Source organism: Pseudomonas sp. UBT (assembly GCF_050915955.1).
Lineage (GTDB): Bacteria > Pseudomonadota > Gammaproteobacteria > Pseudomonadales > Pseudomonadaceae > Aquipseudomonas > Aquipseudomonas antarctica_A.
This window is the reverse complement of sequence record NZ_CP168079.1, coordinates 4,012,671-4,039,324: the sequence shown is the minus strand read 5'-3', so window position 1 is coordinate 4,039,324 and position 26,654 is coordinate 4,012,671. Positions and strand designations below refer to the sequence as shown.

At 58.9% G+C, this 26,654-nt stretch carries 32 protein-coding genes and 2 pseudogenes; 24 read left to right on the top strand and 10 right to left on the bottom strand.

From position 1 onward, the window contains the following. Positions 1-7 precede the first annotated feature (7 nt). From ACDZ94_RS18685 to recX, 19 genes and pseudogenes are all read left to right on the top strand, one after another. Positions 8-340, top strand: a complete 333-nt coding sequence (locus ACDZ94_RS18685; RefSeq protein WP_407017694.1) for a phage baseplate protein — start codon at positions 8-10, stop codon at positions 338-340. Beyond that, positions 337-1,332: a baseplate J/gp47 family protein gene (locus tag ACDZ94_RS18680; RefSeq protein ID WP_197624598.1), complete on the top strand. Its 996-nt coding sequence runs from the start codon at positions 337-339 to the stop codon at positions 1,330-1,332. The genes ACDZ94_RS18685 and ACDZ94_RS18680 overlap by 4 nt, the downstream gene beginning before the upstream one ends. Continuing rightward, a complete protein-coding gene (locus tag ACDZ94_RS18675; RefSeq protein ID WP_221294056.1) occupies positions 1,329-1,967 on the top strand; it encodes a phage tail protein I in 639 nt (212 codons plus the stop codon). The genes ACDZ94_RS18680 and ACDZ94_RS18675 overlap by 4 nt, the downstream gene beginning before the upstream one ends. Next, positions 1,964-2,494, top strand: coding sequence for a phage tail protein (locus ACDZ94_RS18670; protein ID WP_221294057.1), 531 nt, complete (start codon positions 1,964-1,966; stop codon positions 2,492-2,494). The genes ACDZ94_RS18675 and ACDZ94_RS18670 overlap by 4 nt, the downstream gene beginning before the upstream one ends. A gap of 51 nt (positions 2,495-2,545) precedes the next feature. Continuing rightward, complete coding sequence (locus ACDZ94_RS18665) at positions 2,546-3,388, top strand: hypothetical protein (RefSeq protein WP_221294058.1); 843 nt, start codon at positions 2,546-2,548, stop codon at positions 3,386-3,388. An 11-nt stretch (positions 3,389-3,399) separates the two neighbouring features. Continuing rightward, complete coding sequence (locus ACDZ94_RS18660; RefSeq protein WP_407017693.1) at positions 3,400-3,720, top strand: tail fiber assembly protein; 321 nt, start codon at positions 3,400-3,402, stop codon at positions 3,718-3,720. A gap of 8 nt (positions 3,721-3,728) precedes the next feature. Next, on the top strand, positions 3,729-3,980 hold the full coding sequence (locus tag ACDZ94_RS18655) for a hypothetical protein (RefSeq protein ID WP_432751533.1): 252 nt from the start codon (positions 3,729-3,731) through the stop codon (positions 3,978-3,980). A gap of 2 nt (positions 3,981-3,982) precedes the next feature. Beyond that, positions 3,983-5,149 (top strand): phage tail protein, encoded by a 1,167-nt coding sequence (locus tag ACDZ94_RS18650; RefSeq protein WP_259762952.1) that lies wholly within the window; start codon positions 3,983-3,985, stop codon positions 5,147-5,149. Continuing rightward, complete coding sequence (locus ACDZ94_RS18645) at positions 5,149-5,655, top strand: phage major tail tube protein (RefSeq protein WP_064451001.1); 507 nt, start codon at positions 5,149-5,151, stop codon at positions 5,653-5,655. The genes ACDZ94_RS18650 and ACDZ94_RS18645 overlap by 1 nt, the downstream gene beginning before the upstream one ends. Before the next feature lie 182 nt (positions 5,656-5,837). Continuing rightward, positions 5,838-6,410, top strand: coding sequence for a phage tail assembly protein (locus tag ACDZ94_RS18640; RefSeq protein WP_432750578.1), 573 nt, complete (start codon positions 5,838-5,840; stop codon positions 6,408-6,410). A gap of 127 nt (positions 6,411-6,537) precedes the next feature. Next, positions 6,538-8,397 (top strand): hypothetical protein, encoded by a 1,860-nt coding sequence (locus ACDZ94_RS18635; RefSeq protein ID WP_064451003.1) that lies wholly within the window; start codon positions 6,538-6,540, stop codon positions 8,395-8,397. After that, complete coding sequence (locus ACDZ94_RS18630) at positions 8,397-8,780, top strand: phage tail protein (protein WP_262667148.1); 384 nt, start codon at positions 8,397-8,399, stop codon at positions 8,778-8,780. The genes ACDZ94_RS18635 and ACDZ94_RS18630 overlap by 1 nt, the downstream gene beginning before the upstream one ends. Beyond that, positions 8,773-8,985, top strand: coding sequence for a tail protein X (locus ACDZ94_RS18625; protein ID WP_064451005.1), 213 nt, complete (start codon positions 8,773-8,775; stop codon positions 8,983-8,985). Before ACDZ94_RS18630 ends, ACDZ94_RS18625 begins: the two co-directional genes overlap by 8 nt. A 9-nt stretch (positions 8,986-8,994) precedes the next feature. After that, positions 8,995-10,005: a contractile injection system protein, VgrG/Pvc8 family gene (locus ACDZ94_RS18620; protein ID WP_064451006.1), complete on the top strand. Its 1,011-nt coding sequence runs from the start codon at positions 8,995-8,997 to the stop codon at positions 10,003-10,005. Positions 10,006-10,027: 22 nt separating this feature from the next. Next, complete coding sequence (locus ACDZ94_RS18615) at positions 10,028-10,585, top strand: glycoside hydrolase family 19 protein (RefSeq protein ID WP_432750577.1); 558 nt, start codon at positions 10,028-10,030, stop codon at positions 10,583-10,585. A gap of 91 nt (positions 10,586-10,676) precedes the next feature. Further along, positions 10,677-10,847: pseudogene (locus tag ACDZ94_RS18610) on the top strand (lysis protein); the annotation flags it as partial. Positions 10,848-10,928: 81 nt separating this feature from the next. Then, a complete protein-coding gene (locus ACDZ94_RS18605; protein ID WP_221294064.1) occupies positions 10,929-11,429 on the top strand; it encodes a CinA family protein in 501 nt (166 codons plus the stop codon). Positions 11,430-11,512: 83 nt separating this feature from the next. After that, positions 11,513-12,571, top strand: coding sequence for a recombinase RecA (gene recA, locus ACDZ94_RS18600; RefSeq protein ID WP_048720087.1), 1,059 nt, complete (start codon positions 11,513-11,515; stop codon positions 12,569-12,571). 8 nt (positions 12,572-12,579) lie between these two features. Then, the gene (gene recX / locus ACDZ94_RS18595; protein WP_053254676.1) at positions 12,580-13,047 is read left to right on the top strand and encodes a recombination regulator RecX; all 468 of its coding nucleotides are present in this window, start codon (positions 12,580-12,582) and stop codon (positions 13,045-13,047) included. Between the two features lie 193 nt (positions 13,048-13,240). Here the strand turns inward: recX and ACDZ94_RS18590 are convergent, their stop codons facing one another. Together ACDZ94_RS18590 and ACDZ94_RS18585 are read right to left on the bottom strand one after the other, a co-directional pair. Continuing rightward, positions 13,241-14,353: a TIGR00730 family Rossman fold protein gene (locus ACDZ94_RS18590; protein WP_064451010.1), complete on the bottom strand. Its 1,113-nt coding sequence runs from the start codon at positions 14,351-14,353 to the stop codon at positions 13,241-13,243. A gap of 378 nt (positions 14,354-14,731) precedes the next feature. Then, complete coding sequence (locus tag ACDZ94_RS18585; protein WP_053254678.1) at positions 14,732-15,172, bottom strand: PA3611 family quorum-sensing-regulated virulence factor; 441 nt, start codon at positions 15,170-15,172, stop codon at positions 14,732-14,734. Positions 15,173-15,371: 199 nt separating this feature from the next. Here ACDZ94_RS18585 and ACDZ94_RS18580 point away from each other — a divergent pair, with 199 nt between their 5' ends. The 3 genes from ACDZ94_RS18580 to ACDZ94_RS18570 all read left to right on the top strand — a co-directional run bounded on the left by ACDZ94_RS18580 (position 15,372) and on the right by ACDZ94_RS18570 (position 17,432). Beyond that, a complete protein-coding gene (locus ACDZ94_RS18580) occupies positions 15,372-16,091 on the top strand; it encodes a tRNA-uridine aminocarboxypropyltransferase (RefSeq protein WP_432750576.1) in 720 nt (239 codons plus the stop codon). A 252-nt stretch (positions 16,092-16,343) separates the two neighbouring features. Further along, positions 16,344-16,994 carry a response regulator transcription factor ErdR gene (gene erdR, locus ACDZ94_RS18575; protein WP_053137423.1) on the top strand — a complete coding sequence of 217 codons (651 nt, stop codon included), beginning with the start codon at positions 16,344-16,346 and terminating at the stop codon, positions 16,992-16,994. 75 nt (positions 16,995-17,069) lie between these two features. Next, positions 17,070-17,432: a diacylglycerol kinase gene (locus tag ACDZ94_RS18570; RefSeq protein ID WP_053254680.1), complete on the top strand. Its 363-nt coding sequence runs from the start codon at positions 17,070-17,072 to the stop codon at positions 17,430-17,432. A 3-nt stretch (positions 17,433-17,435) separates the two neighbouring features. Here ACDZ94_RS18570 and ACDZ94_RS18565 read toward each other — a convergent pair whose 3' ends face one another. Then, positions 17,436-18,362 (bottom strand): LysR family transcriptional regulator, encoded by a 927-nt coding sequence (locus tag ACDZ94_RS18565; protein WP_042944277.1) that lies wholly within the window; start codon positions 18,360-18,362, stop codon positions 17,436-17,438. 124 nt (positions 18,363-18,486) lie between these two features. Here ACDZ94_RS18565 and fpr point away from each other — a divergent pair, with 124 nt between their 5' ends. Next, complete coding sequence (gene fpr / locus ACDZ94_RS18560) at positions 18,487-19,266, top strand: ferredoxin-NADP reductase (protein ID WP_017529767.1); 780 nt, start codon at positions 18,487-18,489, stop codon at positions 19,264-19,266. 149 nt (positions 19,267-19,415) lie between these two features. Here fpr and tsaA read toward each other — a convergent pair whose 3' ends face one another. From tsaA to ACDZ94_RS18525, 7 genes and pseudogenes are all read right to left on the bottom strand, one after another. Beyond that, positions 19,416-20,111 carry a tRNA (N6-threonylcarbamoyladenosine(37)-N6)-methyltransferase TrmO gene (tsaA, locus tag ACDZ94_RS18555; protein WP_064451012.1) on the bottom strand — a complete coding sequence of 232 codons (696 nt, stop codon included), beginning with the start codon at positions 20,109-20,111 and terminating at the stop codon, positions 19,416-19,418. Between the two features lie 3 nt (positions 20,112-20,114). Further along, positions 20,115-20,576: a DUF1456 family protein gene (locus ACDZ94_RS18550; RefSeq protein ID WP_053254682.1), complete on the bottom strand. Its 462-nt coding sequence runs from the start codon at positions 20,574-20,576 to the stop codon at positions 20,115-20,117. A gap of 68 nt (positions 20,577-20,644) precedes the next feature. Next, positions 20,645-21,355, bottom strand: a complete 711-nt coding sequence (locus ACDZ94_RS18545) for an rRNA pseudouridine synthase (protein WP_432750575.1) — start codon at positions 21,353-21,355, stop codon at positions 20,645-20,647. A 211-nt stretch (positions 21,356-21,566) separates the two neighbouring features. Then, positions 21,567-22,034: a GNAT family N-acetyltransferase gene (locus ACDZ94_RS18540; protein ID WP_064451014.1), complete on the bottom strand. Its 468-nt coding sequence runs from the start codon at positions 22,032-22,034 to the stop codon at positions 21,567-21,569. Positions 22,035-22,137: 103 nt separating this feature from the next. After that, positions 22,138-23,478: a 30S ribosomal protein S12 methylthiotransferase RimO gene (gene rimO, locus ACDZ94_RS18535; RefSeq protein WP_064451015.1), complete on the bottom strand. Its 1,341-nt coding sequence runs from the start codon at positions 23,476-23,478 to the stop codon at positions 22,138-22,140. 180 nt (positions 23,479-23,658) lie between these two features. Then, the gene (locus ACDZ94_RS18530) at positions 23,659-23,994 is read right to left on the bottom strand and encodes an addiction module antidote protein (RefSeq protein WP_221294068.1); all 336 of its coding nucleotides are present in this window, start codon (positions 23,992-23,994) and stop codon (positions 23,659-23,661) included. Continuing rightward, positions 23,991-24,313: pseudogene (locus ACDZ94_RS18525) on the bottom strand (type II toxin-antitoxin system RelE/ParE family toxin). Before ACDZ94_RS18525 ends, ACDZ94_RS18530 begins: the two are co-directional and overlap by 4 nt. Positions 24,314-24,725: 412 nt before the next feature. On the opposite strand from ACDZ94_RS18525, the gene ACDZ94_RS18520 reads away from it, so the two are divergent. Continuing rightward, complete coding sequence (locus ACDZ94_RS18520; protein ID WP_064451021.1) at positions 24,726-26,627, top strand: potassium transporter Kup; 1,902 nt, start codon at positions 24,726-24,728, stop codon at positions 26,625-26,627. Positions 26,628-26,654 lie beyond the last annotated feature (27 nt).

Sequence of the window (26,654 nt, the reverse complement as noted above, 5' to 3'; positions counted from 1 at the left end):
ACATTCCATGATTGGAGTCGACAGGAACACCGGGGCAGCCGTCGATGACTGGCTGCAATTCGTGCAGCGCGCCACCCGAGCGCTGACCACCCCCGTAGGCACTCGCCAGAAACGCCCGCTGTACGGCTCACTGATCCCGCAATTGCTCGGCCAGAACCTCGGCGACGACCTGCTGATCCTCGCCCAAAGCCACGCCGCGCAAGCGTTTTACAACACCCAGAACGGCATCGCCGACTTCCAGCCCCAGGTCATCGTCGCCACCCGCCAGGGCGCCGGTTTGTTGCTGCGTTTTGCCGGCACCTGGAAAAACCGCCAACAAACCTTCGAGGTCGTGACATGAGCATGCTGATCCCCGGCCAGAACCAACTGGCCGAACCGGCCATCATTACGGTGGATGAGTTCGAGCCGTTGCTGGCGGAATTCAAGGCGTTCGTGGTCGATTACGTCGCCACCCGCGCGCCGCAAAGCGCGGCCAAACTCAAGGTCAGCCTCGACAACGAAAGCGAGTTGCTGACTCTGGCCCTGGAAGCCTTTTGCGTGCGGCTGCAAACCCATGAACGCAAGTACAACGCCCGCATCAAGCAGATGCTGGCGTGGTGGGCCACCGGCAGCAACCTGGATGCCCGCCTGGCCGATATGGGCCTGGAGCGCCAAGTGCTTGACCCTGGCGACCCGGCTGCGTTTCCACCCGTACCGCCGACGTTGGAAAGCGACGACGACGCACGCCTGCGTTATTACCTGGCGCCACATGCCCCGGCAGCGGGTTCGCGAATGCAGTATCGGCGTGAGGTTTTCACTCTGGGCGAGCGGCCGTCGGTGAAAGTGCAAAGCGCAACGCCCGGCGTGGTAACCGTCAGCTACACCTTTGACCCGGACGGGTATGCGGCGCAGGTCAAGGACGGCAATGGGCGTCGCACCGCGCCCGGCGAAGTGATGGTGACTGTGCTTTCAAGGGAAGGGGATGGCACGCCGTCTGCCGATTTGCTTGACGGCGTTCGACGCCATTTCGCACGGCCGGATGTACGACCGGAGACCGACCTGGTCAGCGTACAAGGCGCGCAAATTTTGCCTTACAAAATCCGCGTGGTCGCGAAGATCAACGCCGGCCCGGATTCAGGGCTGACGCAAGTCGCCGCGCAGAAACTGCTGCAGGACTACGCACAGTCCTGTCATCGCCTGGAAGGGCGGGTTGATCCGAGTTGGATTGACTATGCGATTCACAGTGCAGGGGCTGCGCAATTGCAAATTCTTGAACCCCTGGCGCCGATCATCTGCACCGCGTTCCAGGCGCCGTATTGCACGGGGGTTGAAGTGGAGGTGCATACGCTATGAGTGAGCCAAAAGCGAGTTTGTTGCCGGCCAATAGTTCGCCGCTGGAAAAGGCGTTGGACCAGGGGTTTGGCAAGTTGCTCGACCGCGTGACGCCGCCGTTTCCGGCGTTGATGAATCCGCTGCAAACCCCGAGCGAGTTTCTTCCTTATCTGGCCGCCGATCGTGGTGTCAGCGAGTGGGATGCGGACGCCAGCGAGGCGGAAAAGCGGCTGACCGTGGCTTTGTCCTGGCAGATCCAACGCCAGGCGGGCACGCCCAAGGCTTTGAATCATGCAGTGGAATCGCTGGGGTTCACCCCAAACATCAGCGCCTGGTATCAACAGCGACCGTTGGGGCTGCCTTACACCTTCGATGTGCAGGCCATCATCGGGCGCAGTTGGTCCAGCGGCGACCACAACCGATTGATTCGGCGTATCGATGCGGCGAAAAGCGAGCGGGACCAGGCGACCATCACCATCGTGCATGAAACAGACGGCGGGCTTGCGTTCACTCAGGTGCTACATGCACCGCTATGCGATGGCGAGCTTTGCCTGCACGGCGCACTGCCTGAGCTGGGCTTGATTGCGCGATTTAACAGTGCCGGTGTTGCCCGGCACTACACCATTAACGACTACGACCTCAGGGCGCAGCCATGACAGATGACATTACGCGCCTGGTGCGCTTCACCTCCAAAGGTTTGGATGAAGTACTGCAGGCAAAGAACCAGGGCTTGAAAGGCGAAATCACCCACGTTGGTGCTGGCACCGGCCGCTACAACCCGGATGGCACAGAAGTGGCCTTGCGTGATGAGCGCCAACGGGTCGCCATTGTGGATTATGAGGATTTGGGCGACCGGCAACTCAGGATGGCTGCGCTGCTTGATGGCGAGGCTGAGTATGAAATTGGCGAATTTGGGTTTTATCTCGCCAGTGGGACGTTGCTGGCGGTGTATTCCGTGGCGGGGAAGTTGCTGACGTATAAAGCGGCGGCGGCTCGGGTGCTTCAACGATTTACATTAGATATTTCGCCTTTGCCGTCGGACAGTCTGACGGTGGTAGTGGGCAATGAAAACCTCAATGTCTTGATGACTGAGGAGTTTGCGCAGCTTGCCGCGGCGAGTGTCGATAACATGGCGCGGCATGTGGGGGTGTTGTTGCGGGTCATGAGCATGGAAGTCAAATAGCCAATGTCTTTGGGTGTTGGGAAAAACGACGTTTTACAAGGAGCGTAAAAGATGAGTTTGGAAACGGTAATCGCCGGTTTGGTGTCGGCGTGTAATGCACTAACGGATACAGTAACTAAAAAGATATCATTGATCGACCAGAAAGTAATTACGGCAACTGAGCAGGTGCCAGCGACTGTTCGAGCTGAAGTTAACAAGGTTCTGTATGTGGACTCCTCCAGTGGCCTGGACACTAATAGCGGTCTTACGCAAGATAAGCCACTTAAGACCATCGCTGCTGCGGTTGGCAGGGTCATGTTGTGCGGCTCCGCAACTATTTTTCTGCGTCGTGGAAAGGTCTATGAGGTAGGTCGTGGCTTGGGCGGAACCAATGTTGACAATATGTCGCTTCTATTCATTCCGTATGGGACAGAGGCTTCTAAGCCAATCGTTCGAGGCGCGTTGGTGCGCTTTTCTGAATCGAATGTCTACGTATGTGGTGGCTTCTCCGCTATCACGGAAATGTCGATTAAGTTCACCGACTGCCGAATAGAAACCGGCCTGGCGAATGGCGTTTCACAATATGGCCCTGATTATGGCGGCTTGTTTTCTCGCGATGGAGGGGTGGGCGAAAGTGTCAGCTTTAAGTTGTTTTTTCATAAATGTGAGGTCGTGGTTCAGGACGTTCCACTGTTCAGCACGTACTACGGGTTTATTCAGCTAAGTCTCGCGCAAACGACCATTACCAAAGGCGGAGCCCAGACGACAATCGTCAATGTTGGTGTGCCCAAAATGGTTGATATCAGCACGGTGTCTATTGTTGGTTTCGGCACTGGGGCGACACTTGATAGTTTGCTTACCTTGGCGCCAGGTTCCTACACGGCCCGTCAAGCCTATACGACTATTTCCGCATAAGGAGCGTTTAAGTGAGAACAGTGAATTACAAGGGCTCGATATACGTCAATCCAGATGCAGAGAGTCTGGAAGGGATGGGTTTGTCGGCTGAAGATGCAACTGAGGTTATGGCACAACTGGTGAGTAACGAAGCCATCCAGCGTCGAGACGAACTGTTGCAAATCGCCGCGATACGTATCGCCCCCCTGTTGGATGCACAAGACTTGGGAAAGGCAACCGATGACGAGGGCGCACGGCTGCAAGCCTGGAAGCTGTATCGAATCGAATTGAACCGCATCGATAAGCAGGAAGGTTTTCCGGCCTTAATCAATTGGCCTGTAGCGCCAATCTAAGAACTGACATGACCGCGAAAGCGGTTTTTTTTCGCCCAATGAATTCCCTGCTTAAGGGGCATTTTTGCATCTGGAGAAATTTACATATGGCCAACCGCCAAACCTACACCGTCCTCATCCCATTCCCCATCGGAGGTGGCCACTGGTCCACCGCCGGCGAGGAGCTTGAGCTGCTGGACGTCGAAGCATCCGCCCTACGCACCGCTGGCCGCCTGGAATTGACCAGCGTCCTTAACTCCACCCCCAATAAGGCTGACTAACCATGGCTGAGGTTCTTAACTTCGAGCACAACGGCATCACCGTGAATGCCACCGAATCCCCCGAGGCCATGGGTGGCCTTGGCGACAACGTCATCGGCCTGGTCGGCACCGCGCCGAATGCCCACGCGTCGATTCCAAAAAACGCGCCGTTTCGCATCAACAGCTTCACCACCCAGGCGCTGCTGGACCCCACCGGCGCGGAGTCGGGCACGCTGTTTCAGGCGGTGTACCAGATCCTTAAAGTGGTGAAGGTGCCGGTCTACGTGGTCATCGTGGAGGAGGGCGCAACCCCGGCTGACACGATCAATAACGTGATCGGCGGCAATGAGCCGACCACCGGCCGCAAGCTCGGCCTGGCTGCGTTGAGCAGCGTGCCGGAAGACCTGACCATCATCGGCGCCCCAGGCTTCACCGGCACCAAGGCCGTGGCCGGTGAGTTCGCCTCTTTCGGCAAGCGCATCAAGGCCCGTGTGGTGCTGGATGGCAAGGACGTTTCGGTCGCCGACCAAGTGACCTACAGCGGCGAGTTGGGCGGTGCCGACCTCGGTTTTGACCGTTGCCTGGTGGTGCACAACATGCCGTCGGTGTATTCCAAGGCGGCGAAGAAAAACGTGTTCCTGGCGCCATCCTCGTTGGCCATCGCCGCGCTGGCCAAGGTCAAGCAGTGGGAAAGCCCAGGTAACCAGGTGACGTTCGCCGAGGACGTTTCCCGCGTGGTCGAGTACAACATCCTCGACACTTCCACCGAAGGCGACCTGCTCAACCGTTATGGCGTGAGCTATTACGCGCGCACCATTCTTGGCGGTTTTTCGCTGCTGGGTAACCGCTCCATCACCGGCAAGTTCATCAGCTACGTGGGCCTGGAAGATGCGATCAGCCGCAAGCTGGTCAAGGCCGGCCAAAAAGCCATGGCCAAGAACCTCACCAAGTCCTTCATGGACCAGGAGGTCAAGCGCATCAACGACTGGCTGCAAACCCTGGTTGCCGACGAAACCATCCCCGGCGGCAGCGTGTACCTGCACCCGGAATTGAACAGTGTCGAGAAGTACAAGAATGGCACCTGGTTCATCGTCATCGACTACGGCCGCTACGCGCCGAACGAACACATGATTTATCAACTCAATGCCCGCGATGAAATCATCGAGCAGTTCCTGGAGGACGTTCTCTAATGTTTACCAACCGTGTAAGACAGGCCATTGCGGCCACCCTTCAAGGCCTGCCGTTGTCCGCGACGGTGGAAGAGTTCGATCCGCCGAAGATTGAATTCGAGATGGAGCCCATGTCCGGCGGGCGCTTTATTGCCGAAGAAATGGCCAAGAGCGGCAAGGTGCTCGGTGCCACGCTGGTACTGCAAGGCGCTGGCCCGGAAATCATGCTGGCCCTGGGCGTGCGCCTGGGCGACGACATCCTGCTGAACGTGCGCGAAGCCGGTCAGGACCAGGACGGCAAGACTTACTTCACCTACCACACGGTCGGCGGCAAGCTCAAATCTCTGGTCGAGGCGAAGCTGAAGATGGGCGAGAAGGTCACCACCACCCTGGAATTGTCCTGCCGCACTTACAACCGTCTGGAAAACGGCATTCCGGTGATCGACATCGACGTGCGCACCCAGAAATTTGTGCTCAACGGCGTCGATATTCTTGGCGATGCGCGCCGAGCGGTACTCATGCCTTAAGGGCGACCGTGCTCTGAAATGGGCACCGTCAATGTGGGAGCCGGGCTTGCCCGCGATGCAGGCGACTCGGTGTACCTGGTGTACCGAGTTGATGCCATCGCAGGCAAGCCAGCTCCCACATTGACCGCGCTCAGCTTTAGATCTGCGCTGCTTTTCAACAACGCTCTACAAGGAATTGCCCCATGGCCTGGATGCCACCGCTGCACAGTCTGCTGTCTCCGATCACCGCCGATACCGGCGCGACGATCCAGCAGGTTCAGCTCAAACCGCTGTTCTACGCCGCGCAAAAAGCCGCGCTGGCCCGGGCCGGTGATGACGAGGACGACCAGTTTTTTGAACTGGCGAAACTTGCCACCGGCCTGTCGGAAAAAGAGCTCGACCAGCTCAAGCGCCCGGACTACGTGAGCATCGCTCAGTACGTGCATGAAATGTCGACGCGCCCAGCATCGTTCTTCCTGGATGAGCGCGAAGAAGCGACCCATGACCAATCGGTCCAACTGCTGTTGCCCCTCGACGCGGCTGGTCGCAGCCTGACCGAACTGCCCCTTGAAATGCCCGCCCTGCGCGCTACCAAAGTGATGAAAAAACTCTCCACCAACAAAGAGCGCGCCGAGTTCATCACCGCTCACTGCACCGGTTTGATGATCCCCGATCTCGCCGGCCTGACCGTACCCGACTGGACGGAACTGCAGGAGCGCATTGACGATTTTTTAAATCAACCGGCGGACTTCTTTCGCAGCGCGACATCGAAGTAATCCTCGATGTGGTGCCGCTGATCTACTCGGTCAATGAGGCGGAGATCCTCGACTGGGACGCCGGCAAAGCATTGCGCCGCTACGACATTGCGATCACTCGCCTTGGCGTTAAACAGGAGTAAGCGGGATGCAGGACAAGTATTCGCTCGCGAATGCAATGGCCAAGGATGGCCGTGACATTTTCGGTAGTGCAGACGGCGCAAATGATGCCGATATCCTCAGCTCAGGTGCGCTCGGGCCAGAAAAAACCGTCGACATAAAGGCGCTGGAACCGTTATCCGGGATGGTGCTGGAACTGGCCAATGCCGGCTTGAAACTTAATGAATTCGCACAGTCTTTGGGCGTATTGCGCGAAAACGTGGATTCGCTTGCAACGTCGTTGTCTTCGCTGAAGGCGGCTGATGCGCCATTGGTGAACACACAGGTACACACCGACACAACCAAGGTTGCCGAGTTTAAATCGACCCGGTCTGAGGACCGGCGCATTACTCGGGAAGCAATGACGGTGGGCAGCGGGCAGGTTCTCGACCCGGTCGCAGCACTTCGGTACGCGAATGCCCACCGTTCGTTTGATGCGACGGCGACTTCGGAAAAGTCGACAACGGTTCTGCGCGAGGAGTCCAGTGCCAGCGAAAAACGCCTTTCCAAGACGCTGGAGCCCGTGTCGGTATTGCTCGAGCCAACATGGCTGCAAGTGAAGACTGGCGTGATGAATACGGCCAATGATTTGGCCAGTGAATCGCCGGTTATGGCCAAGACGGTTAAAACGGCGGAGGCGGTCATTTTGCCGGTGGTTTCGCCGGTGTTTACCGGGTTTTTCTCGGGCTTGGGGGAGACGATCAAAACCCGGGTAACCGGCAATCTTATCGATGTGACGCTGGGTAAGTTGGGCGGTGGGGCTGGCAAGTTGTTCAAGGACAAGGGCTTTGAAAAGGAAAAGTCCTGCTGCTGTTCAGCCGCGGCCGAAAAGCCCATCACGAGTAGCCGTTCTGCACCGGGTGGTTCTTCCAGAAAAAAGAACTCCCGAAAACCACAGTCCGAAAACCCCAAAAAGTCGCCAAACCCAAAAAAATCTCAAAACACACCCAAGAAGCAAACGTCTGCACCGAAACCTGCCGCCACAAGACGTTCCCCCGCAAAAGGCGGTGGTTGGGTTGCATCGCTGCGTGGCGTGGGCGAACGTCTTTCGAAGTGGTTTCCCCAGCAGCAGTCTGTCGGTTTCCATGCTGGGGCCGCGACGCCAGGTTTACAGCCTCGCGCCGCCAGCACAAACAGGCGCAAGAAAAATACTGCTTCATCTCAATCATCCACAGGCAGAGGGCCTGGGTTGATCGAAGCGTTGGAGCGGGGACTTGTGCCGTTGCCCGCTGAAGGAAGTGCAAATACCCCGTCGCGCATGCAGCCCGTCAGCCGTGAGCATCTGCCCGCTCCAACGGCGCGCTCACTGAAAATGCCCGCTTCGGGCGTGTGGGGCGCGATGGGAAAACTGGAGTCGTCCGCCGCCCGGCGCCTCGGCCCGTTGAAGTACGTGGACACTGCCATGGATGTGGTTCAAGGCGTGCGCAACGGCGACGCTAAAGCTGTCGGATCAGGCCTGAGCTCAGCGGGTGGCGCCTGGGCCGGAGCTTCTGCCGGCGCCGCTATCGGCACGCTGGTTTTTCCCGGTGTCGGCACGGCTGTCGGTGGTGCAATCGGCGGTTTGCTCGGCAGTGAGGCGGGCGCCTGGCTCGGTGACAAATTGTTCAGCTCAAGTGATCGCCTGCCTGCGCCCAATGCGGTGAGCAAGGAGCTCAACGCCGCGCGCACGGACAACGTGCAAGTCACGATTGCCCCGAGCATCCAGATTACCGGCGTCAACCCGGCCGATGCCCAGCAGGTCGTCAACCAAGTGATCCAGGCCCTGCAATTTCAATGCATGCCGATGGTCACCGACAGCCTGGGGATCCGGCGCAACGCGGCACTGGCCGATCCTTCAGGAGGTGATTGATGCGACAACAGATGGTACTCGGCGACTTTGTTTTTGGCTTATCCCGAGGCTTTGCCTATTCGTCGCTGATACGTACCAGCGACGGCGGCTGGAGTGACCTGGCGATCATTGCCAGCAAGTCCCAGTCGCGGCAGAGCGGCCAAAAGCTGGAAAAACTCACGTTCAGCGGCACGGCGATGTACGCCATCGGTATGCAGCGGCTGGACGAATTACGTGCGCTGCAAAATGCGCGGGCGCCATTGCCCCTGGTCGATGGCATTGGCCGTAACTGGGGCCTTTGGCGGATAAACTCGGTGACGGAAACCCAGAGCTATGTGATCGACGACGGCACCGCCATGCTCATGGCCTGGACCATGGAATTAGAGGAATTCGTCAATGCGTAGAGTGCGAAGTATTGCCGGTGATTCGGTCAACCTGCTGCTCTACCGCGAGTTGGGCCGTTGCGATGATGCAGCGGAAGAAACCCTTTGGCGCCTGAACCCTGGGATGGCCGAATACGGCCCGGTACTGCCGGCCGGCGTGTGGGTGATCGTGCCTGAACTGCCAGCGCGGCCGGCTGCTGTACGGCCCGTTCTGGCCTGGGATTAAGGAGGCTGCATGGCACAGGGATTCACACCGATCGTGGAGTTTTATGGCGCCAATGCGGCGCTGCTTAATCAACGGCTGATGCACTGGAGCCACACTGACGCTGCAGGCATTAAGGCGGATCGGCTGGAACTGACGCTTAATATTGAAGGCCTTGAAGGTTTGCCCACCCTGAGTGGCAAGATCGGCTTGCGTGCCGGTTATCTGGAGTCGGGGTTGGTGGAAAAAGGCGAGTTTGTCGTCACCCAACGTACCCCGGTGCTGTTTCCCATGCGCTTGATGATCGTGGCCACAGCCGCGCCCTTCAGTGTGGTGGATGCAACGGGTTATCGGCAGCGTCGATCCGCCAGTTACGGTCCGACAACGCTGGGCGCGCTGTTTCGCCAGCTGGTCAGTCCTCACGGCTTTTCACCACGTGTGGCACCCGCGCTGGAGGGTATTGCGATTCCGCACATCGACCAGTCCAACGAGAGTGATATGGCGTTCATTTCGCGCCTTGCCAGAATCTACTCTGCGGTCACCAAACCGTTTAACGAGCTCTATGTGTTGGCCGAAGCCGGCCGAGTCAATTCGCTCTCCGGTCAGCTACTGCCGGAGGTGAAGCTGTCCGTGACGGAGGACAACCGCCCCGGTGAACAGAGCTTCATTACTGCCAAGCTCGACGAAACGTCCCGCGCGAAATACGAGGGCTGCCGCGCCAGTTGGTGGGATGCCTCCGCTGGCAAGCAGCGTGTGGTCCAGGTGGGCAATGCGCCGTTCAAAACCTTGCGTCAGCGCTACCAGAACGCAGCCGAAGCCCGCGCCGTGGCCGAAGGCGAACTGCGCCGTGTGGGGCGTGAAGACTTGAAATTGTTGATCGATTGTCCCGGCAATCCGTTGTTGGCGGCTGAAGGGTTGTTGCTGCTGGATGAGACGTGGCCGCCATACATGCGGGGGCGATGGTCGATCAAACAGGTGGTGCATGTCGGCGACCCCGTGACGGGGTATCGCAGTTCGATTACGGCGTGTGGGTTATCGATATAGGCACTTTTCAAGAGTAAAACCCATGGTGATAACACTCCCCCAACTGCTTGACGTGATGCCGGGTGCCCGCCTTAGAGCGGGCTTTTTTTTGACGCCTTTAAATGCGGCGTTCGTTCGCTACGAGATAAACAATGCGAAGCGCATCGCCGCCTTCCTCGCCCAGGTCGGCCACGAATCCGGCCAACTGCGCTACGTGCGTGAACTGGGCAGCGACCAGTACCTGGGCAAATATGACACCGGTGCCTTGGCCGAGCGCCTGGGCAACACGCCTCAAGCAGATGGCGACGGCCAGAAGTACCGGGGCAGGGGGCTGATCCAGATTACCGGGCGTCGTAACTACCTGGCCTGCAGCCAGGCGCTGTTTGGTGATGATCGCTTGCTGCGCGAGCCCGAGTTGCTGGAGCAACCGCAGTGGGCGTGTGAGTCGGCTGCGTGGTTCTGGCAGAGCAACGGTTTGAATGAACTCGCCGACAAGGACCAGTTCACCACTATCACCCGACGCATAAACGGCGGGCTCAACGGACTGGAGGACCGTTTGCAATTGTGGGCGCGGGCGAAAGCGGCGTTATGTGTTTCCTAGCGGGTTGTCGTCTGATCGGTGTTTGTCTGCTGAAGGTGGTGGTGTGACGGGGACAGGCTGGGTGATATGGCGCGCGGTTCGCACGGTAATCGGCTGCCCAGTGCCAGCCGCCGCCACCCCCGGCGGCGTGGTTCATGCAGCCCCGCGAGCCGGACTTGCCCCGGCGCATGCTCAACGAATTATCGGCATCACCGACGACGGTGATAACGCCCTGATTGTCCTGCGGGCCTGTCAGGCTTATGTGCATGCCGTCGGGCGTTAGTTTCTTGATGCACTCTGTAACTTGCATGGCCGATGGGCTCCTGTAGGGTAGGCAAACCCCCGCCCATTCCTGGAGACGACCGTGAAGGAAATCACTCAACTGGCTGCTGAACTGGGTCGCCGTTTGCAGGTGCTCAATGCCCACGTCACCACTGCCGAGTCCTGCACCGGCGGCGGTATTGCGGAAGCGATCACGCGGATTCCGGGCAGTTCGGCCTGGTTCGAGGCCGGGTATGTCACGTACTCCAATCGACAGAAGACCCGGCAGTTGGGTGTGCCGGAAGCGTTGTTCCGCAAAGTCGGCGCCGTCAGCCAGGAAGTGGTGGAGGCGATGGTCAGGGGCGCGCAGGAAAAAAGCCTGTCGCGCTTTGCCGTGGCGGTCAGCGGTGTCGCGGGGCCGGATGGCGGTTCGCCGGACAAGCCAGTGGGCACCGTATGGCTGGCGTTTGGTGTTGGCGAGGACGTGAGCGCTGAGCTTGCGCACTTCCCCGGCAACCGTGACGAGGTTCGCCGACAAACGGTAAAGGCCGCCCTGGAGGGCTTGTTGCGACGAGCTGCAGCAGAAATCGAAAATCAGGGGTAGGCGATCCCGGATCTTTGTGGAACAATACTGTCTACTTATACAGGTGTTGGCCGTCAGGCCTTATTGATTACGTGAGGACTTTAATGGACGACAACAAGAAGAAAGCCTTGGCTGCGGCCCTGGGTCAGATCGAACGTCAATTCGGCAAGGGTGCCGTAATGCGTATGGGCGATCACGACCGTCAGGCGATCCCGGCTATTTCCACTGGCTCTCTGGGTCTGGACATCGCGCTCGGCATTGGCGGCCTGCCAAAAGGCCGTATCGTTGAAATCTACGGTCCTGAATCTTCCGGTAAAACCACCCTGACCCTGTCGGTGATTGCCCAGGCTCAAAAAATGGGCGCCACCTGCGCGTTCGTCGATGCCGAGCACGCCCTCGACCCTGAGTACGCCGGCAAGCTGGGCGTCAACGTTGACGACCTGCTGGTTTCCCAGCCGGACACCGGTGAACAAGCCCTGGAAATCACCGACATGCTGGTGCGCTCCAACGCCATCGACGTGATCGTGGTCGACTCCGTGGCAGCCCTGGTGCCGAAAGCTGAAATCGAAGGCGAAATGGGCGACATGCACGTGGGCCTGCAAGCCCGCCTGATGTCCCAGGCGCTGCGTAAAATCACCGGTAACATCAAGAACGCCAACTGCCTGGTGATCTTCATCAACCAGATCCGTATGAAGATCGGCGTGATGTTCGGCAGCCCGGAAACCACCACCGGTGGTAACGCGTTGAAGTTCTACGCTTCGGTCCGTCTGGATATCCGCCGTACTGGCGCGGTGAAGGAAGGCGACGAGGTAGTGGGTAGCGAAACCCGCGTTAAAGTGGTGAAGAACAAGGTGGCCCCGCCATTCCGTCAGGCTGAGTTCCAGATTCTCTACGGTAAGGGTATCTACCTGAACGGCGAGATGATCGACCTGGGTGTGCTGCACGGTTTCGTCGAGAAATCCGGTGCCTGGTATGCCTATAACGGCAGCAAGATCGGTCAGGGCAAGGCCAACTCGGCCAAGTTCCTGGCGGACAACCCGGATATCGCTGCCACGCTTGAGAAGCAGATTCGCGACAAGCTGCTGACCCCAGCACCTGACGTGAAAGCTGCTGCCAACCGCGAGCCGGTTGAAGAAGTAGAAGAAGCCGACACTGACATCTGAAGCAAACGATGACTGTTGTACTCGATACACTCGTCGCCGTTCGGCGCACTGCGATGGACCTGCTCGCTCGCCGCGAGCATGGTCGAGTCGAGCTGACGCGTAAACTGCGTCAGCGAGGCGCAGAGCCTGAGATGATCGAAAGCGCCCTCGACCGTTTGACGGAAGAGGGGCTGCTGTCGGAAGCCCGTTACCTTGAAAGCTTTGTCTCCTACCGCGCGCGCTCCGGCTACGGCCCAGCGCGAATTCGTGAAGAGTTGAGCCAGCGTGGCCTGCAACGTGCCGATATCGACCTCGCCCTGCGTGAGTGCGGTATCAGTTGGCAGTCGCAGTTGGAAGATACCTGGCGCCGCAAGTTTTCAGGGCATCTGCCGATTGATGCCAGGGAGCGTGCGAAGCAAGGGCGGTTCCTGAGCTATCGCGGGTTTTCGATGGAGATGATCAGCCGCTTACTGAGCGGCCGCGACATGGATGACTAAGTGCTGAGCTGCTGAACTTTAAAGTGTGGGAGCTGGCTTACCTGTGATGTGGGCATTTCGGTATACCCGTAGGATCGCAGTGATGCCATCGCAGGCAAGCCAGCTCCCACATTGAATCTGCTCCATCTGTTAGATCCTGCTTAAAAAAAAGGCCCACTATGAAAATAGTGGGCCTTTTTTTTTGCCTTGAAAATCACGCAGGCTCTGGCGTTACTCGCTGCTGCGTCTTCCCCTGAGCCTGTGCCCAGTTTTCCGGCAAGTTGATGTAATCCACCAACTCCCGCAATCGGCCCTGATCACGACCATTGAAGTTGAACACCAGCCGCGTCAAATGGCTGAACCTTGGTTCATCATGTTCCTCGCCTGTGTAAGCAAGCTGCTGGAACTCACCACTTAGCCGCAGGCTGGCAAACTCGCTCTGCAAGTGGGCGAGTGCACGGTCACTGAGTGGATGATTCATGCGCACCACAAACTCACGCTTCAACCAGCGCGTGGAATGGAAGTTGGCATAGAACTGGTTTATCTCTTCTACCGCTTCTTCAGCGCTGTGCACCAGGCGGACCAGCTTGAGGTCGGTGGGCAGGATATAGCGATTGGCTTCCAGCTGGCTGCGAATGAAGTCCAGTGCGCCTTGCCAGAAACCACCGCCTGGGGCATCCAGCAATACTACCGGCACCAGCGGGCTCTTGCCGGTCTGGATCAGGGTCAGCACTTCGAGTGCTTCATCCAGCGTGCCAAAACCGCCCGGGCACAGCACCAACGCGTCGGCTTCCTTGACGAAGAACAGCTTGCGGGTAAAGAAGAAGTGGAAAGACAGCAGGTTCTCGGTGCCATCAATGGTCGGGTTGGCGTGCTGTTCAAACGGCAGGTTGATGTTGAACCCCAGGCTGTGTTCCAGGCCCGCACCCTCGTGGGCAGCCGCCATGATGCCGCCACCGCCGCCCGTGATCACCATCAGGTCGGATTGCGCCAGCAGCGTGCCGACTTCCCTGGCCAAGGCGTACAGCGGGCTTTCGACCGGCGTGCGCGCCGAGCCAAACACCGTGACCTTGCGGCGGTCCTTGAACTGTTCCAGCACACGGAAGGCGTTATCCAACTCGCGGATCGCCTGCAGCGTGATTTTTGCATTCCAACGGTTGCGGTCATCCTGGGCCATGCGCAGGACGGTAAGGATCATGTCGCGATAAAGGGGGATATTCGGGCTGTTGGGGGCGATCAACTGGAGTTGTGCGTCGACCTGCTGCGTGAGGTCCGCCCCGTTTTCGTCAAAATGACGGAGCAGGTGGTCATTCGATTCGTAAGGCATTCAACTTCTCCTTCTTCACAGAACCTGGGCCATCGGCGAGATATTCGTCCGGGACCGCGACACTGCATGTGTCGCTGCATGCCCAAGGCATTGCACGGTGTTCGCCAAGGGGCAAAGCGGGCTCTGTATGTTCCTTGTGATTTAGAAACTTTTGCACTGCAAGTCGCAGGCGGGCAACCCTCTTTTGCCCTGAAAATATTACAGAACGGCGTGGGAAACGCTGTGGAGGGGCTACCGGGATGACTTGATCATGAGCCGAAAAACCCTTGGCTGGCAACCGCTTATTGGTCACTCATCAAGCAGTTTAGTTGCCGGCTGGCAAGTGACGCGAGGGAGGTGCGCGCTGCTGGACAGCCGCGCGCGATCATCGAGTAACAGTTACTTTTTCTTCTTCGCAGCAGCGGGTGCCGGGCAATCCGCTTCCACAAACTTGACCGATGCCACAGGGCGGTTGGTCTTGTTCTCGGTGATTTCATAGCGCATCACTGCGCCTTTGGCCATCAACTCGCGGTAACCCTTGTTCAGGCACACGCTTTGGCCCAACTGGAAGTACACGGCCTTCGGGTTGGCGCGCATCTGTTCGGCACGATCAGGTTGCACACTGAGGTGATCGATCAGTTGCATGCCTTCAACGGTGTAGGCCACTTCCAGGGTCTTTTCATCAATTTCCCGGGGCAGGTCCTTGTTGCTTTCTGCCGCGACGCTTTGCAGCTTCCTGTTCATTTGGGCCTCCAGCAGCGAGGCCGCGTGGGCGCCCATGGGCAGAACCAGCGCAAGGGCGACGGATGGGGCAACAAGGCGCAGCATGGAACGCAGCATGAAACTCTCCTGATTCGGTTACTGGTGCATAGACCAGCCACTGCGCTGTGCGTTCAGTGGCGCGCAATTATAGGTGACCGCTTGCCACTACAGCCAGGCGTATCGCTGAGAAGTGTCAGTGGCTCTGGTAAACTGCCGCCAATTAAAGCCTGCCTCGAGTTCCCTCAGTGTCGATTTCCCCTGCTACGCGGCGCATCCGATGAGCCACGCCGTCTCCCGCTTGCGTACCCAGCGCCTGGCGCGTGCCGTCAGGCCGTTTCTCAACCGAGGCTCGCGCGCCGAGCGGTGCCCCGGTTGCCGGGTGATTCCCGAGTACTGCCTGTGCGCCTGGCGCCCGACGGTGCAGGCTCGGTCTGCGATGTGCCTGCTGATGCACGATGTCGAGCCGATGAAACCCAGTAACACTGGCTGGCTGATCGCCGATGTAATCGCCGACACCACTGCGTTTGCCTGGTCGCGCACGGAGGTTGATCCCGAATTGCTGACGCTGTTGGCCGACCCGCAGTGGCAGCCCTACATCGTGTTTCCGGGTGAATTCGTGGCCCCTGAGCGGGTTGTCAGCGAAGTGAAGGTTGAGGAGGGCAAGCGCCCGCTGTTCATCCTGCTGGACGGTACCTGGAGCGAAGCGCGCAAGATGTTCCGCAAAAGCCCCTACCTGGAACACCTGCCCGTCCTGAGCCTGGCGCCCGAGCAGTTGTCCCGTTACAAACTGCGTCGTTCCAAGCGTGATGATCACTTCTGCACCGCCGAAGTGGCGGCGCTGTGCCTGGAACTGGCTGACGACCTGGCCGCCGCCGAAGTGCTCGACGCTTACCTCGACGTCTTCAGCACCCATTACCTGGCGGCCAAGTTCAACTTATCCCTGGACTCGACGGATAGCGTCCATACTCGTCTTGCACCCTATATCCCGGTGCTATAACCAGACGACGTTTGCATGATGGCACCGTAAATCCTCAACTGGCTAAAATGCCCACGGGCGTAGTGCTTGACCCTCCAGGCTCCGCTGGGCATGCTGGGCGCCGATTGGGGCGTGAGCGTGAATTTTCAGCGTCGTTTCAGGTGTTTTTGACGTTGAACGTGCCCTGTGGCGATGGCTGCCTGGCCGTCGCCTTGTGTACTGGCGAACCCTGAACCCATCAGGGCTCCCATAAAAAACAGGATCATTTAATCAATGGCCACATACGAAATCCTGATAGCCGATGACCATCCGCTGTTTCGCAGTGCGCTGCATCAGGCCGTTACCCTGGGCCTTGGTCCGGACGTGCGCCTGGTTGAGGTGGCCAGCATTGCCGAGCTGGAAGCCCGCCTCACCGAAAAGTCCGATTGGGACCTCGTGCTGCTCGACCTCAACATGCCGGGTGCCTACGGTTTCTCGGGGCTGGTGCTGTTGCGCGGGCAATACCCGCAAATTCCGGTGGTGATGGTCTCGGCCCAGGAAGACGCCGACGTGGTAGTGCGCTCCAAGGAGTTTGGCGCCAGCGGCTTTATTCCCAAGTCGAGTGCCATGGAGGATATCCAGAACGCCGTTCGCAAGGTGTTGGACGGCGATGTGTCCTGGCCACCGCAAGCGTTCGAAGAAATCAATGTGTCCGACGAAGCCAAGGCCGCGCGCGATGGCCTCGCCAGCCTGACGCCCCAGCAGTTCCGGGTATTGACCATGGTCTGCGAAGGTTTGCTGAACAAGCAGATTGCTTATGAGCTCAGCGTGTCGGAAGCGACCATCAAGGCCCATGTCACGGCGATCTTCCGCAAATTGGGGGTGCGTACGCGAACCCAGGCGGCGCTGCTCTTGCAACAACTTGAGTCAATTTCGCAGCATTAAGCGGTTAGCGATTCACGCTTTTTTGACTTTGTGTCATCTAGTTTCCCCACTTCTTTGGTTCAGTTGCCTACATCTATGTCGCCTTTCAAGGGTCAAACCGGTATCAAACGTATCTTCAACGCAGGGAGCTATTCCCTGGATGGCCTGCGCGCGGCTTTCACCGGCGAGGCGGCATTCCGTCAGTTGGTGTTGCTGAATGTCATCCTGATCCCGTTGAGCTTTTTCCTGCACGTCAGCCGGGTCGAGCGCGCTTTGCTGATCGCGGTGTGCCTGCTGGCGTTGATCGTCGAGCTGCTCAACTCAGCCGTAGAAGCGGCGATCGACCGCATCTCGCTCGACCGTCACCCTTTGTCGAAAAACGCCAAGGACATGGGCAGCGCCGCGCAATTCGTGGCACTGACCATGATCACCCTGGTGTGGGCCGTGATTCTGATCTGAGGATCAGGCAATGCTCGGCAGCACGATCTCGTCGCTGCGCTGAACCCCGGCGGTGAAAGCGCGGCACAGCTCCAGAAACTCGCGCATCGCCGAGGTCTGGTACTTCTGTTTATGCCAGATGAAGTAGAACTGCCGGGCCAGGTCCAGGTCCGGGGTTTCCACCGGCACCAAACTGCCACGGCGGAACGCATCGCGCAGTGCCAGCCGGGAAATGCAGCCAATCCCCAATCCCGATTCCACCGCACGCTTGATCGCCTCGGTGTGTTCCAGTTCCAGGCGGATATTCAGCGCGCTGCGGTGATGGCGCATGGCCTGGTCAAACGTCAGGCGTGTGCCTGAACCTTGTTCGCGCAGGATCCACGCTTCATGGGTCAGCTCTTCCATGGTCGCCACGCCGCGTTTGGCCAAATGATGCTGGGGCGCACAAAACACCACCAGCTCATCTTCGACCCAGGTTTGCACCTCGATGTCCGGGTGGCTGCAGTCGCCTTCGATTAGACCCAGGTCAATTTCGTAGTGCGCGACCTGGTGCACGATATTCGCAGTGTTCTGCACATGCAGCTTCACCTGGCTCTCGGGGTGCTGCTGCATGAAGCTGCCGATCAGCAGGGTGGCCAGGTAATTGCCGATGGTCAGGGTGGCGCCGACCGCCAGGGAGCCGAAGCCGGACTTGCCGTTGAGCAGGTCTTCGATCTCCTTGGCCTGGTCCAGCAGCGCCACGGCCTGGGGCAAAAGCTGGTGGCCGAGGGCGTTGAGGCTCAGCCGTTTGCCCGCGCGGTCGAATAATTGGCAGCTGGATTGACGCTCCAGCTCGGTAATCGACGTGCTGGCGGCGGATTGAGATAAGGCCAGAAGGCCAGCAGCGCGTGAGACGCTTTCCTGCTGGGCGACGGCGACGAAAACTTGCAGTTGACGTAGAGTAAATCGCATATCTATATAACCGATAACCCTTATCTTAATAATCCAGTTAACAGATATTGTCGCCGCCATTAGAATGCTGTGCAATTGCGCATCCAAACATTGGCGCAGACCCATTTCCAGGAGTTCCCCGTACATGAGCAACATGAACCACGAGCGTGTCCTCAGTGTTCATCACTGGAACGACACTCTGTTCAGCTTCAAGTGCACCCGCGATCCGGGCCTGCGCTTCGAGAACGGTCAGTTCGTGATGATCGGCCTGCAACAGCCCAACGGCCGCCCGCTCATGCGCGCTTACTCCATTGCCAGCCCGAACTGGGAAGAGCATCTGGAGTTCTTCAGCATCAAAGTGCCGGATGGCCCGCTGACTTCACAATTGCAGCACTTGAAGGAAGGCGACGAGATCATCATCAGCAAAAAACCGACAGGCACCCTGGTGCTTGACGATTTGAAGCCGGGCAAACACCTGTATCTGCTCAGCACCGGTACTGGCCTCGCTCCATTCATGAGCGTGATCCAGGACCCGGAGACCTACGAGCGTTTCGAAAAAGTGATCCTGTGCCACGGCGTGCGTTACGTCAACGAAGTCGCCTACCGCGAATTCATCACCGAACACCTGCCGCAGAACGAGTTCTTCGGCGAGGCGCTGCGTGACAAGTTGATCTATTACCCGACGGTGACCCGCGAGCCGTTCGAAAACGAAGGCCGCCTGACCGACCTGATGCGCAGCGGCAAGCTGTTCCGCGACATCGGCCTGCCGCCGATCAACCCCGAGGACGACCGTGCCATGCTGTGCGGCAGCCCAAGCATGTTGGACGAGACCAGCGAAGTGCTGAACAGCTTCGGCCTGAAGGTTTCGCCGCGTATGCGTGAGCCGGGTGACTACTTGATCGAACGCGCGTTCGTCGAGAAGTAATCACCGATCCAAATGAATGTGGGAGCTGGCTTTTGTGGGAGCTGGCTTGCCTGCGATAGCATCACCTCGGTTCAACTGAACGACCGAGGTGTCTGCATCGCCGGCAAGCCAGCTCCCACATAAGCTGCTCCCACATTTGTTTTCGGCGCTTATTTGGCTGGAACCACTTCCAGCACACAGATCACGCCCGCCTCCGGATAGTGCCAGCGCACATCCACATCCCAGAACTGTGCCCCGTATTCACGCTCAGGCCCCGGCGTCTGATACGCCGGCCGTGGGTCCTGTGCCAGACATTGCTCGATCAACGCCACCAACGGCTCGTCAAGGCGCTGAGCGTGGCCTTGTGCCTGGAGCAGGGCGGTCTTCAGCCACTGCACCGGAATCAGCTGCGGCGCGCTGCTCGCGATGCTGTTGGTGGCGCTGTCGATAATGTCGGCATACGGCACATACGGCTTGATATCCAGCACTGGCGTGCCATCGAGCAAATCAATCCCGGAAATCCACAACCGCCCCGGTTCGACCTTGTCCAGCTTGACCACTGACTGGCCAATGCCGTTGGGACGATGGGTCGCGCGGGTGGCAAATACACCCATGGACGTGTTGCCGCCCAGGCGCGGCGGGCGCACTTTGAGGCGAGGCTTGTCTTCCAGAGCCTGGTGGAACAGAAACAGCAACCAGACATGGCTGACCTGTTCCAGGCCCTGCACCGCCTCACCCTGGTCGAACGGCGCCACCAGCTCCAGCACGCCACGGGCGGCCGGCGCCAGTTGCGGCTGGCGCGGGATGGCGAACTTCTCCTTGAAACAGGAGCGCACGAAGCCGACGGGCGAGACCTGGTAACTCATGGCTTACGCACGAACCCGCAGGGTCAGGCCCTTGAGGAAGTTACGCAGCAACTGGTCGCCGCAGGTGCGGTAGTTGGTGTGGCCGAACTTGCGGAACAGCGCGCTGAGCTCAGGCTTGGACACCGGGAATTCGGCGGCCTTGAGGATGGCGTGCATGTCGTCTTCTTTCAGCTCGAAGGCAACGCGCAGCTTCTTCAGGATGATGTTGTTGGTCACCGGGGTTTCAATCGGCTGCGGCGGACGCGTTTCGTCCTTGCCGCGCTTGAAAATCACCAGACCATCCAGGAAGTGAGCCATGACGTCGTCCGGGCAGAATACAAAACCTTCTTCCTCATCTTTCTTGAGGTAGGTCAGCAGGTCTTCCTTGGTCACGTCCATGCCGCCGAGTTTGATGATCTCGACCATCTTGTTGTCGCTGATGTCGAGCATGTAGCGCACGCTGCGCAGTACGTCGTTGTGAATCATGGTGGGCAATCCTGGTATTCAACTGAGGGCACCGCCCAGTCAGGCGGTGTCAAGAAAGGGGGTGTGGCTTAGAACTTCTCTTTGCCGGACAGGTAACGCCATTGGCCTACTGGCACTTTGCCGATGGACACGCCGCCAATGCGAATACGGCGGATAGCGATGACTTTCAAGCCAACGGCTTCGCAGAACAGAGCGATGACGCCCGGTTGCGGGTTTTTCATCGCAAAGCGCAGGCGGTTTTCGTTCTGCCAGCTGGCTTTTACGGCCGGCAGCTCTTTGCCTTTGTAGGTCAGGCCGTGGTTCAGGCGATTGAGGCCATGAGCAACCATGTCGCCTTCGACTTCCACCACGTATTCCTGCTCGATCTTGGCGGCATCGGCGGTCAACTTGCGCAGAATCTTCCAGTCCTGGGTGAACACCAACAGGCCGCTGGCCTTGGCTTGCAGGTCGGCACTGGCGGTCAGGCGCAGAAAGTGGCCTTTGAGCGGGCGTTTGCTGAAGCGGTGTTCTTCGGACAGGGTCTCGGCGCTGATCGAGGCCATCGCCGTTTCGGCATCCATACCTACCGGCGCGTGCAACAGAATGGTCACCGGCTCCGGCACAGTGGCCTTGGCCTCTGAGTCGAGCTCGACCTTCTGGGTGGTGATCTTGAACTGTGGCTCGTCAATCACTTCGCCGTCCACCGAGACCCAGCCGCCTTCGATAAACAGCTCAGCCTCCCGACGGGAGCAACCGACCAGTTCAATAAGGCGTTTGGAAAGGCGTATGGGGTCAGTCATGACAAGGGCCGTAGCAAAAGGGGGCGGCTATTGTACCTGTGTGGGCGCGGTTAATCCCGGCCCCATTTCAGCGTAGTGGCTTTATTGGTTGGTACACGGTTCAAAATGTGGGAGCGGGCTTGCTCGCGAATGCGGTGGATCAGCTAGCACATCTTTGACTGACACACCGCATTCGCGAGCAAGCCCGCTCCCACATTGGCACTGTGTTTCGTCAGCCACTGCGCCGTTGCTGTTGGCGCAAACGCATGTGCAGCAACGGGTAAGGTTGGCCCAGGCCATCATGCTCCGCGCGTCCGATCACCTCGAACCCCTGCTTGAAGTAAAAGCCCAGGGCCTGGGGGTTCTGTTCGTTGACGTCCAGTGCATCGGCGTTCATGTGCTCGATCGCATAGCGCAGCAGTTGCCGGCCGAGGCCCTGGCCGCGGTGCTGCGGGTCGATAAACAGCATCTCGACTTTACCCGCGGCCACCCCGGCAAACCCGGTAATACGCTGGCGCGCGTCTTTGGTGCAGATCAGCATGACGGCGTCCAGGTAACGTGTCAGCACCAGTTCCTTAAGCAGCACGATGTAGCTGTCTGGCAAGAAGTCGTGGGTCGCGCGCACGGACGCTTCCCAGATCTGCGCCAATTGCGCGAAGTCGCTGATTTTAGGTGTGTGGATAACCGAATGCTGACGCATGCCCGCTGCCCCTTGCCGATGATCGGCGTCGATGGGCAAACGATAGACCTAAAAAAGCCCCGCATCTTGTTCAGAAGCGGGGCTTTTTCAATTTTTTACAGCCTTAATCGCGCTTTTCAGCCCACAGGTCGTATTCATCGGCGTCCGTCACCGTGCACCAGACCTTGTCGCCCGGCTTCAGGCCGCTGGCATCGTCGATAAACACGTTACCGTCGATTTCCGGCGCATCGAAGAAGCAACGGCCAACGGCGCCTTGCTCGTCGACTTCATCGATCAGCACTTCGATTTCCTTGCCGATACGCAGTTGCAGGCGTGCCGAGCTGATGGCCTGTTGATGGGCCATGAAACGCTCCCAACGGTCTTGCTTGACGTCGTCTGGAACGATGGCAGCGTCCAGCAGGTTGGCCGGAGCGCCTTCCACCGGCGAGTACTGGAAGCAACCGACGCGGTCGAGTTGGGCCTCGGTCAGCCAGTCCAGCAGGTACTGGAAGTCTTCTTCGGTCTCGCCAGGGAAGCCGACGATGAACGTGGAGCGGATGATCAGCTCAGGGCAGATCTCGCGCCAGTTCTTGATACGCGCCAGGGTCTTGTCTTCGAAGGCCGGGCGTTTCATGGCTTTGAGGATTTTCGGGCTGGCGTGCTGGAACGGGATGTCCAGGTACGGCAGGATCTTGCCGGCGGCCATCAGCGGGATCAGCTCGTCCACATGCGGGTACGGGTAAACGTAGTGCAGGCGTACCCACACGCCCAGGCTGCTCAAGGCTTCGCAGAGTTCGGTCATGCGGGTTTTCACCGGCGCGCCATTCCAGAAACCGGTGCGGTATTTCACGTCGACGCCGTAGGCGCTGGTGTCCTGGGAGATCACCAACAGCTCTTTCACGCCGGATTTGACCAGGCGCTGGGCCTCGTCGAGCACGTCACCGACCGGGCGGCTGACCAGCTTGCCGCGCATCGACGGGATGATGCAGAAGCTGCAGCTGTGGTTGCAGCCTTCGGAAATCTTCAGGTACGCATAGTGGCGCGGCGTCAGCTTGATGCCTTGCGGCGGCACCAGGTCGATCAGCGGGTTGTGGTCCTGGCGAGGCGGCACCACCTGGTGCACGGCGTTGACCACTTGCTCGTACTGCTGCGGGCCGGTCACGGCCAGCACGCTTGGGTGCACCTTGCGGATATTGCCTTCTTCCACGCCCATGCAGCCGGTCACGATGACCTTGCCGTTTTCCTTGATCGCTTCGCCGATCACTTCCAGCGACTCAGCCTTCGCCGAGTCGATGAAACCGCAGGTGTTGACCACCACCACGTCGGCGTCCTGATAAGTGGACACGACGTCATAGCCTTCCATACGCAGTTGCGTGAGGATGCGCTCGGAGTCAACGAGAGCCTTCGGGCAACCCAGGGATACAAAGCCGACCTTTGGGTTGGCTTTTGCGATGGTGGTGGACATGTCTAACCTCGGTATTGAATGACGCCGCCGCCCAGAAGGGCAGGGCAGCGGACGGGCGCTTAGCGCGCCTCTGATCAAAAAGTGCGCAATTCTAGCGACGGGCAACGCACTTGACCAGCTTTATGCAGGGAAATGCGACGAGTGCTGTATTGGCTAATTCGCGTAGCCCTTACCCTGCACTTAAGCCCGGGCGTCCTGCTCTGTGCGGTGCGATACAACTTTAGACATGCCTACACCTAACGCTTGAAGCACTTTCAGGAGGGTGGAGAGCTTTGGGTCACCGCCGACGGCGATGGATCTGTACAGATTTGCTCTATTAAGCCCCGTGTTCTGCGATAAACTGAGCATTCCGCCACGAGCTTCCGCTACGCGACGGATAGCGACAAGGAAGGCGTCCTCACCACCCGTTTCATCGATTTCCTCAAGCGCGACAGAAAGATATTCGAGGGCGAACGCTTCGTCGTCTCGGAGCATTTCAAGAACGCTATCTTCATGAGAACGAGTACGAATGGTCATTTTTGCTGCACCTTGTAAGATTTCCAGAGAGCCTTGGCCTGATCAATGTCGTTCTGCTGTCTGGCCTTTGAGCCACCGCCCAGCAGGAAAACTATTTTCCGGTCCTGGATTGCGTAATACACGCGAAAGCCAGGTCCGAAGTCGAGCTTCATCTCAAAAACTCCATCTCCCACCAGCTCGGTAAGGCCAAAGTGACCAAGTGATGCTCGGTCCACTCTGGTTGTGATTCTTGCTTTTGAACGCGTGTCTTGCACGGTGTCCAGCCAAGCCTGGTAGATATCCACGCCATTGACTGACGTACGTGTTTCACTTCGTACATGAGAAATGTACCTTAAAAGAGACATGCCGATGATTGAGTTTATATATCGGCTGCGCGCGCCATGCAGGGGCACGATTTATTGATCAGCTAAGCCAGCTGGGGAGTCCCGGCTTACGCCGCTTAGGCAGCACTCATGAGCCAGGCCAAAAATAAACGGTCCGCCGTAATGTGATCAATGCAGGCAAAAAGGCTCCAAAGTGCCGTGACCTTTATTAACGGCTGCAGAAAACGACACCAGAACCACTTGAGCAGGGAAATGCGACGAGTGCTGCGCTATGCTTCGCGCCGTTGCACGCGGGTAAAACCTCGGGGTCAATAAAACGTCTGTTACGAGAAGTAAAACAGCGCATGCTACGGTCAGCTTAGGCGCGTTGTTTATATAAGACCTCAGGTCAAAGGGCAGGAGTGGTTGATGGGTCAGGCAAATAGTCAGGCAGCAGGTGCCGAGCATTCCAATGCAAAGCCGATTGGCATGTTGGTGGCGGCAGTCGGGGTGGTTTACGGCGATATCGGTACCAGCCCGCTCTATACCCTTAAAGAAGTGTTTACAGGTGGTTACGGGGTTCAGGTCAATCATGACGGGGTCTTCGGCATTCTGGCGCTGATTTTCTGGTCGCTGGTGTGGGTCGTGTCGATCAAGTACGTGCTGTTTATCCTGCGCGCGGACAACCAGGGCGAGGGCGGCATCATGGCCCTGACGGCGCTGGCGCGGCGGGCGGCGTCGCCTTACCCCAAGTTGCGTTCGGTGCTGGTGATCCTCGGCCTGATCGGTGCGGCGCTGTTTTATGGCGACAGCATGATTACCCCGGCGATCTCGGTATTGTCGGCGGTCGAGGGCCTGGAACTGGCCTTTGATGGGATTGAACGTTGGGTGGTGCCGCTGTCGCTGGTGGTACTGGTGGGGCTGTTCCTGATCCAGAAACACGGCACTGACCGTATCGGCAAGCTGTTCGGGCCGGTGATGGTGGTGTGGTTCCTGGTGTTGGGCGGCCTCGGCGTGCACGGCATCCTGCAACATCCCGAGGTGCTCAACGCGCTGAACCCCGTGTGGGGCGTGCGTTTCTTTGTGTCCCATCCGGGCATGGGCGTGGCGATTCTTGGCGCCGTCGTGCTGGCCTTGACCGGTGCCGAAGCGCTGTATGCCGACATGGGCCACTTCGGCCGCAAGCCGATCGCTCGTGCCTGGTTCGCCCTGGTGCTGCCGGCGCTGGTGCTCAACTACTTCGGCCAGGGCGCGTTGCTGCTGGAAAACCCCGAAGCGGCGCGCAACCCGTTCTACTTGCTCGCGCCGGAATGGGCGCTGGTGCCGTTGGTCGCGCTGTCGACCCTGGCCACCGTGATTGCATCCCAGGCGGTGATTTCCGGCGCGTTCTCCCTGACGCGTCAGGCGATCCAGTTGGGTTACATCCCGCGCATGCATATCCAGCACACCTCCAGCGCCGAGCAAGGCCAGATCTACATCGGTGCGGTGAACTGGTCGCTGATGGTCGGCGTGATCCTGCTGGTACTCGGCTTCGAATCCTCCAATGCCCTGGCCTCCGCCTACGGCGTGGCAGTGACCGGCACCATGTTGATTACCAGCATCCTGGTGTCGGCGGTGATGCTGCTGCTCTGGAAGTGGCCACCGGTGCTGGCGATTCCGGTGTTGATCGGCTTCCTGTTGGTGGACGGCCTGTTCTTCGCCGCCAACGTGCCGAAGATCGTCCAGGGTGGTGCCTTCCCGGTGCTGGCGGGGATTGTGCTGTTTATCCTGATGACCACCTGGAAGCGCGGCAAGGAACTGCTGATGGACCGCCTCGACGAAGGCGGCCTGCCGTTGCCGATCTTTATCAGCAGTATCCGCGTGCAGCCGCCCCATCGCGTGCAGGGCACGGCGGTGTTCCTCACCGCGCGGACCGACGCCGTGCCTCACGCGCTGTTGCACAACCTGCTGCATAACCAGGTGTTGCATGAACAGGTGGTGATGCTGACAGTGGTCTACGAAGATATTCCGCGCGTACCTACCTCACGGCGGTTCGAGGTGGATGCCTACGGGGAAGGGTTCTTCCGCGTAATCCTGCACTTCGGTTTTACCGACGAGCCGGACGTGCCCGAAGCGCTGAAGCTGTGCCATCTGGACGATCTGGATTTCAGCCCGATGCGCACCACGTACTTCCTCAGCCGCGAAACGGTGATTGCCTCGCGCATCAAGGGCATGGCCCGATGGCGTGAAAGTTTGTTCGCGTTCATGTTGAAGAACGCCAACGGCAACCTGCGCTTCTTCAAGCTCCCGGTAAACCGGGTGATCGAGCTGGGCACCCAGGTCGAGATGTAAGCCACTGCAACACGGGAGCCGGCAATC

Coding starts and splice junctions, on each gene's coding strand:
- ACDZ94_RS18685 (WP_407017694.1), top strand. CDS start 8: ATGATTGGAGTCGACAGGAACACCGGGGCAGCCGTCGATGACTGGCTG.
- ACDZ94_RS18680 (WP_197624598.1), top strand. CDS start 337: ATGAGCATGCTGATCCCCGGCCAGAACCAACTGGCCGAACCGGCCATC.
- ACDZ94_RS18675 (WP_221294056.1), top strand. CDS start 1,329: ATGAGTGAGCCAAAAGCGAGTTTGTTGCCGGCCAATAGTTCGCCGCTG.
- ACDZ94_RS18670 (WP_221294057.1), top strand. CDS start 1,964: ATGACAGATGACATTACGCGCCTGGTGCGCTTCACCTCCAAAGGTTTG.
- ACDZ94_RS18665 (WP_221294058.1), top strand. CDS start 2,546: ATGAGTTTGGAAACGGTAATCGCCGGTTTGGTGTCGGCGTGTAATGCA.
- ACDZ94_RS18655 (WP_432751533.1), top strand. CDS start 3,729: ATGACCGCGAAAGCGGTTTTTTTTCGCCCAATGAATTCCCTGCTTAAG.
- ACDZ94_RS18650 (WP_259762952.1), top strand. CDS start 3,983: ATGGCTGAGGTTCTTAACTTCGAGCACAACGGCATCACCGTGAATGCC.
- ACDZ94_RS18645 (WP_064451001.1), top strand. CDS start 5,149: ATGTTTACCAACCGTGTAAGACAGGCCATTGCGGCCACCCTTCAAGGC.
- ACDZ94_RS18640 (WP_432750578.1), top strand. CDS start 5,838: ATGGCCTGGATGCCACCGCTGCACAGTCTGCTGTCTCCGATCACCGCC.
- ACDZ94_RS18635 (WP_064451003.1), top strand. CDS start 6,538: ATGCAGGACAAGTATTCGCTCGCGAATGCAATGGCCAAGGATGGCCGT.
- ACDZ94_RS18630 (WP_262667148.1), top strand. CDS start 8,397: ATGCGACAACAGATGGTACTCGGCGACTTTGTTTTTGGCTTATCCCGA.
- ACDZ94_RS18625 (WP_064451005.1), top strand. CDS start 8,773: ATGCGTAGAGTGCGAAGTATTGCCGGTGATTCGGTCAACCTGCTGCTC.
- ACDZ94_RS18620 (WP_064451006.1), top strand. CDS start 8,995: ATGGCACAGGGATTCACACCGATCGTGGAGTTTTATGGCGCCAATGCG.
- ACDZ94_RS18615 (WP_432750577.1), top strand. CDS start 10,028: ATGGTGATAACACTCCCCCAACTGCTTGACGTGATGCCGGGTGCCCGC.
- recA (WP_048720087.1), top strand. CDS start 11,513: ATGGACGACAACAAGAAGAAAGCCTTGGCTGCGGCCCTGGGTCAGATC.
- recX (WP_053254676.1), top strand. CDS start 12,580: ATGACTGTTGTACTCGATACACTCGTCGCCGTTCGGCGCACTGCGATG.
- ACDZ94_RS18590 (WP_064451010.1), bottom strand. CDS start 14,353: ATGCCTTACGAATCGAATGACCACCTGCTCCGTCATTTTGACGAAAAC.
- ACDZ94_RS18585 (WP_053254678.1), bottom strand. CDS start 15,172: ATGCTGCGTTCCATGCTGCGCCTTGTTGCCCCATCCGTCGCCCTTGCG.
- ACDZ94_RS18580 (WP_432750576.1), top strand. CDS start 15,372: ATGAGCCACGCCGTCTCCCGCTTGCGTACCCAGCGCCTGGCGCGTGCC.
- erdR (WP_053137423.1), top strand. CDS start 16,344: ATGGCCACATACGAAATCCTGATAGCCGATGACCATCCGCTGTTTCGC.
- ACDZ94_RS18570 (WP_053254680.1), top strand. CDS start 17,070: ATGTCGCCTTTCAAGGGTCAAACCGGTATCAAACGTATCTTCAACGCA.
- ACDZ94_RS18565 (WP_042944277.1), bottom strand. CDS start 18,362: ATGCGATTTACTCTACGTCAACTGCAAGTTTTCGTCGCCGTCGCCCAG.
- fpr (WP_017529767.1), top strand. CDS start 18,487: ATGAGCAACATGAACCACGAGCGTGTCCTCAGTGTTCATCACTGGAAC.
- tsaA (WP_064451012.1), bottom strand. CDS start 20,111: ATGAGTTACCAGGTCTCGCCCGTCGGCTTCGTGCGCTCCTGTTTCAAG.
- ACDZ94_RS18550 (WP_053254682.1), bottom strand. CDS start 20,576: ATGATTCACAACGACGTACTGCGCAGCGTGCGCTACATGCTCGACATC.
- ACDZ94_RS18545 (WP_432750575.1), bottom strand. CDS start 21,355: ATGACTGACCCCATACGCCTTTCCAAACGCCTTATTGAACTGGTCGGT.
- ACDZ94_RS18540 (WP_064451014.1), bottom strand. CDS start 22,034: ATGCGTCAGCATTCGGTTATCCACACACCTAAAATCAGCGACTTCGCG.
- rimO (WP_064451015.1), bottom strand. CDS start 23,478: ATGTCCACCACCATCGCAAAAGCCAACCCAAAGGTCGGCTTTGTATCC.
- ACDZ94_RS18530 (WP_221294068.1), bottom strand. CDS start 23,994: ATGACCATTCGTACTCGTTCTCATGAAGATAGCGTTCTTGAAATGCTC.
- ACDZ94_RS18520 (WP_064451021.1), top strand. CDS start 24,726: ATGGGTCAGGCAAATAGTCAGGCAGCAGGTGCCGAGCATTCCAATGCA.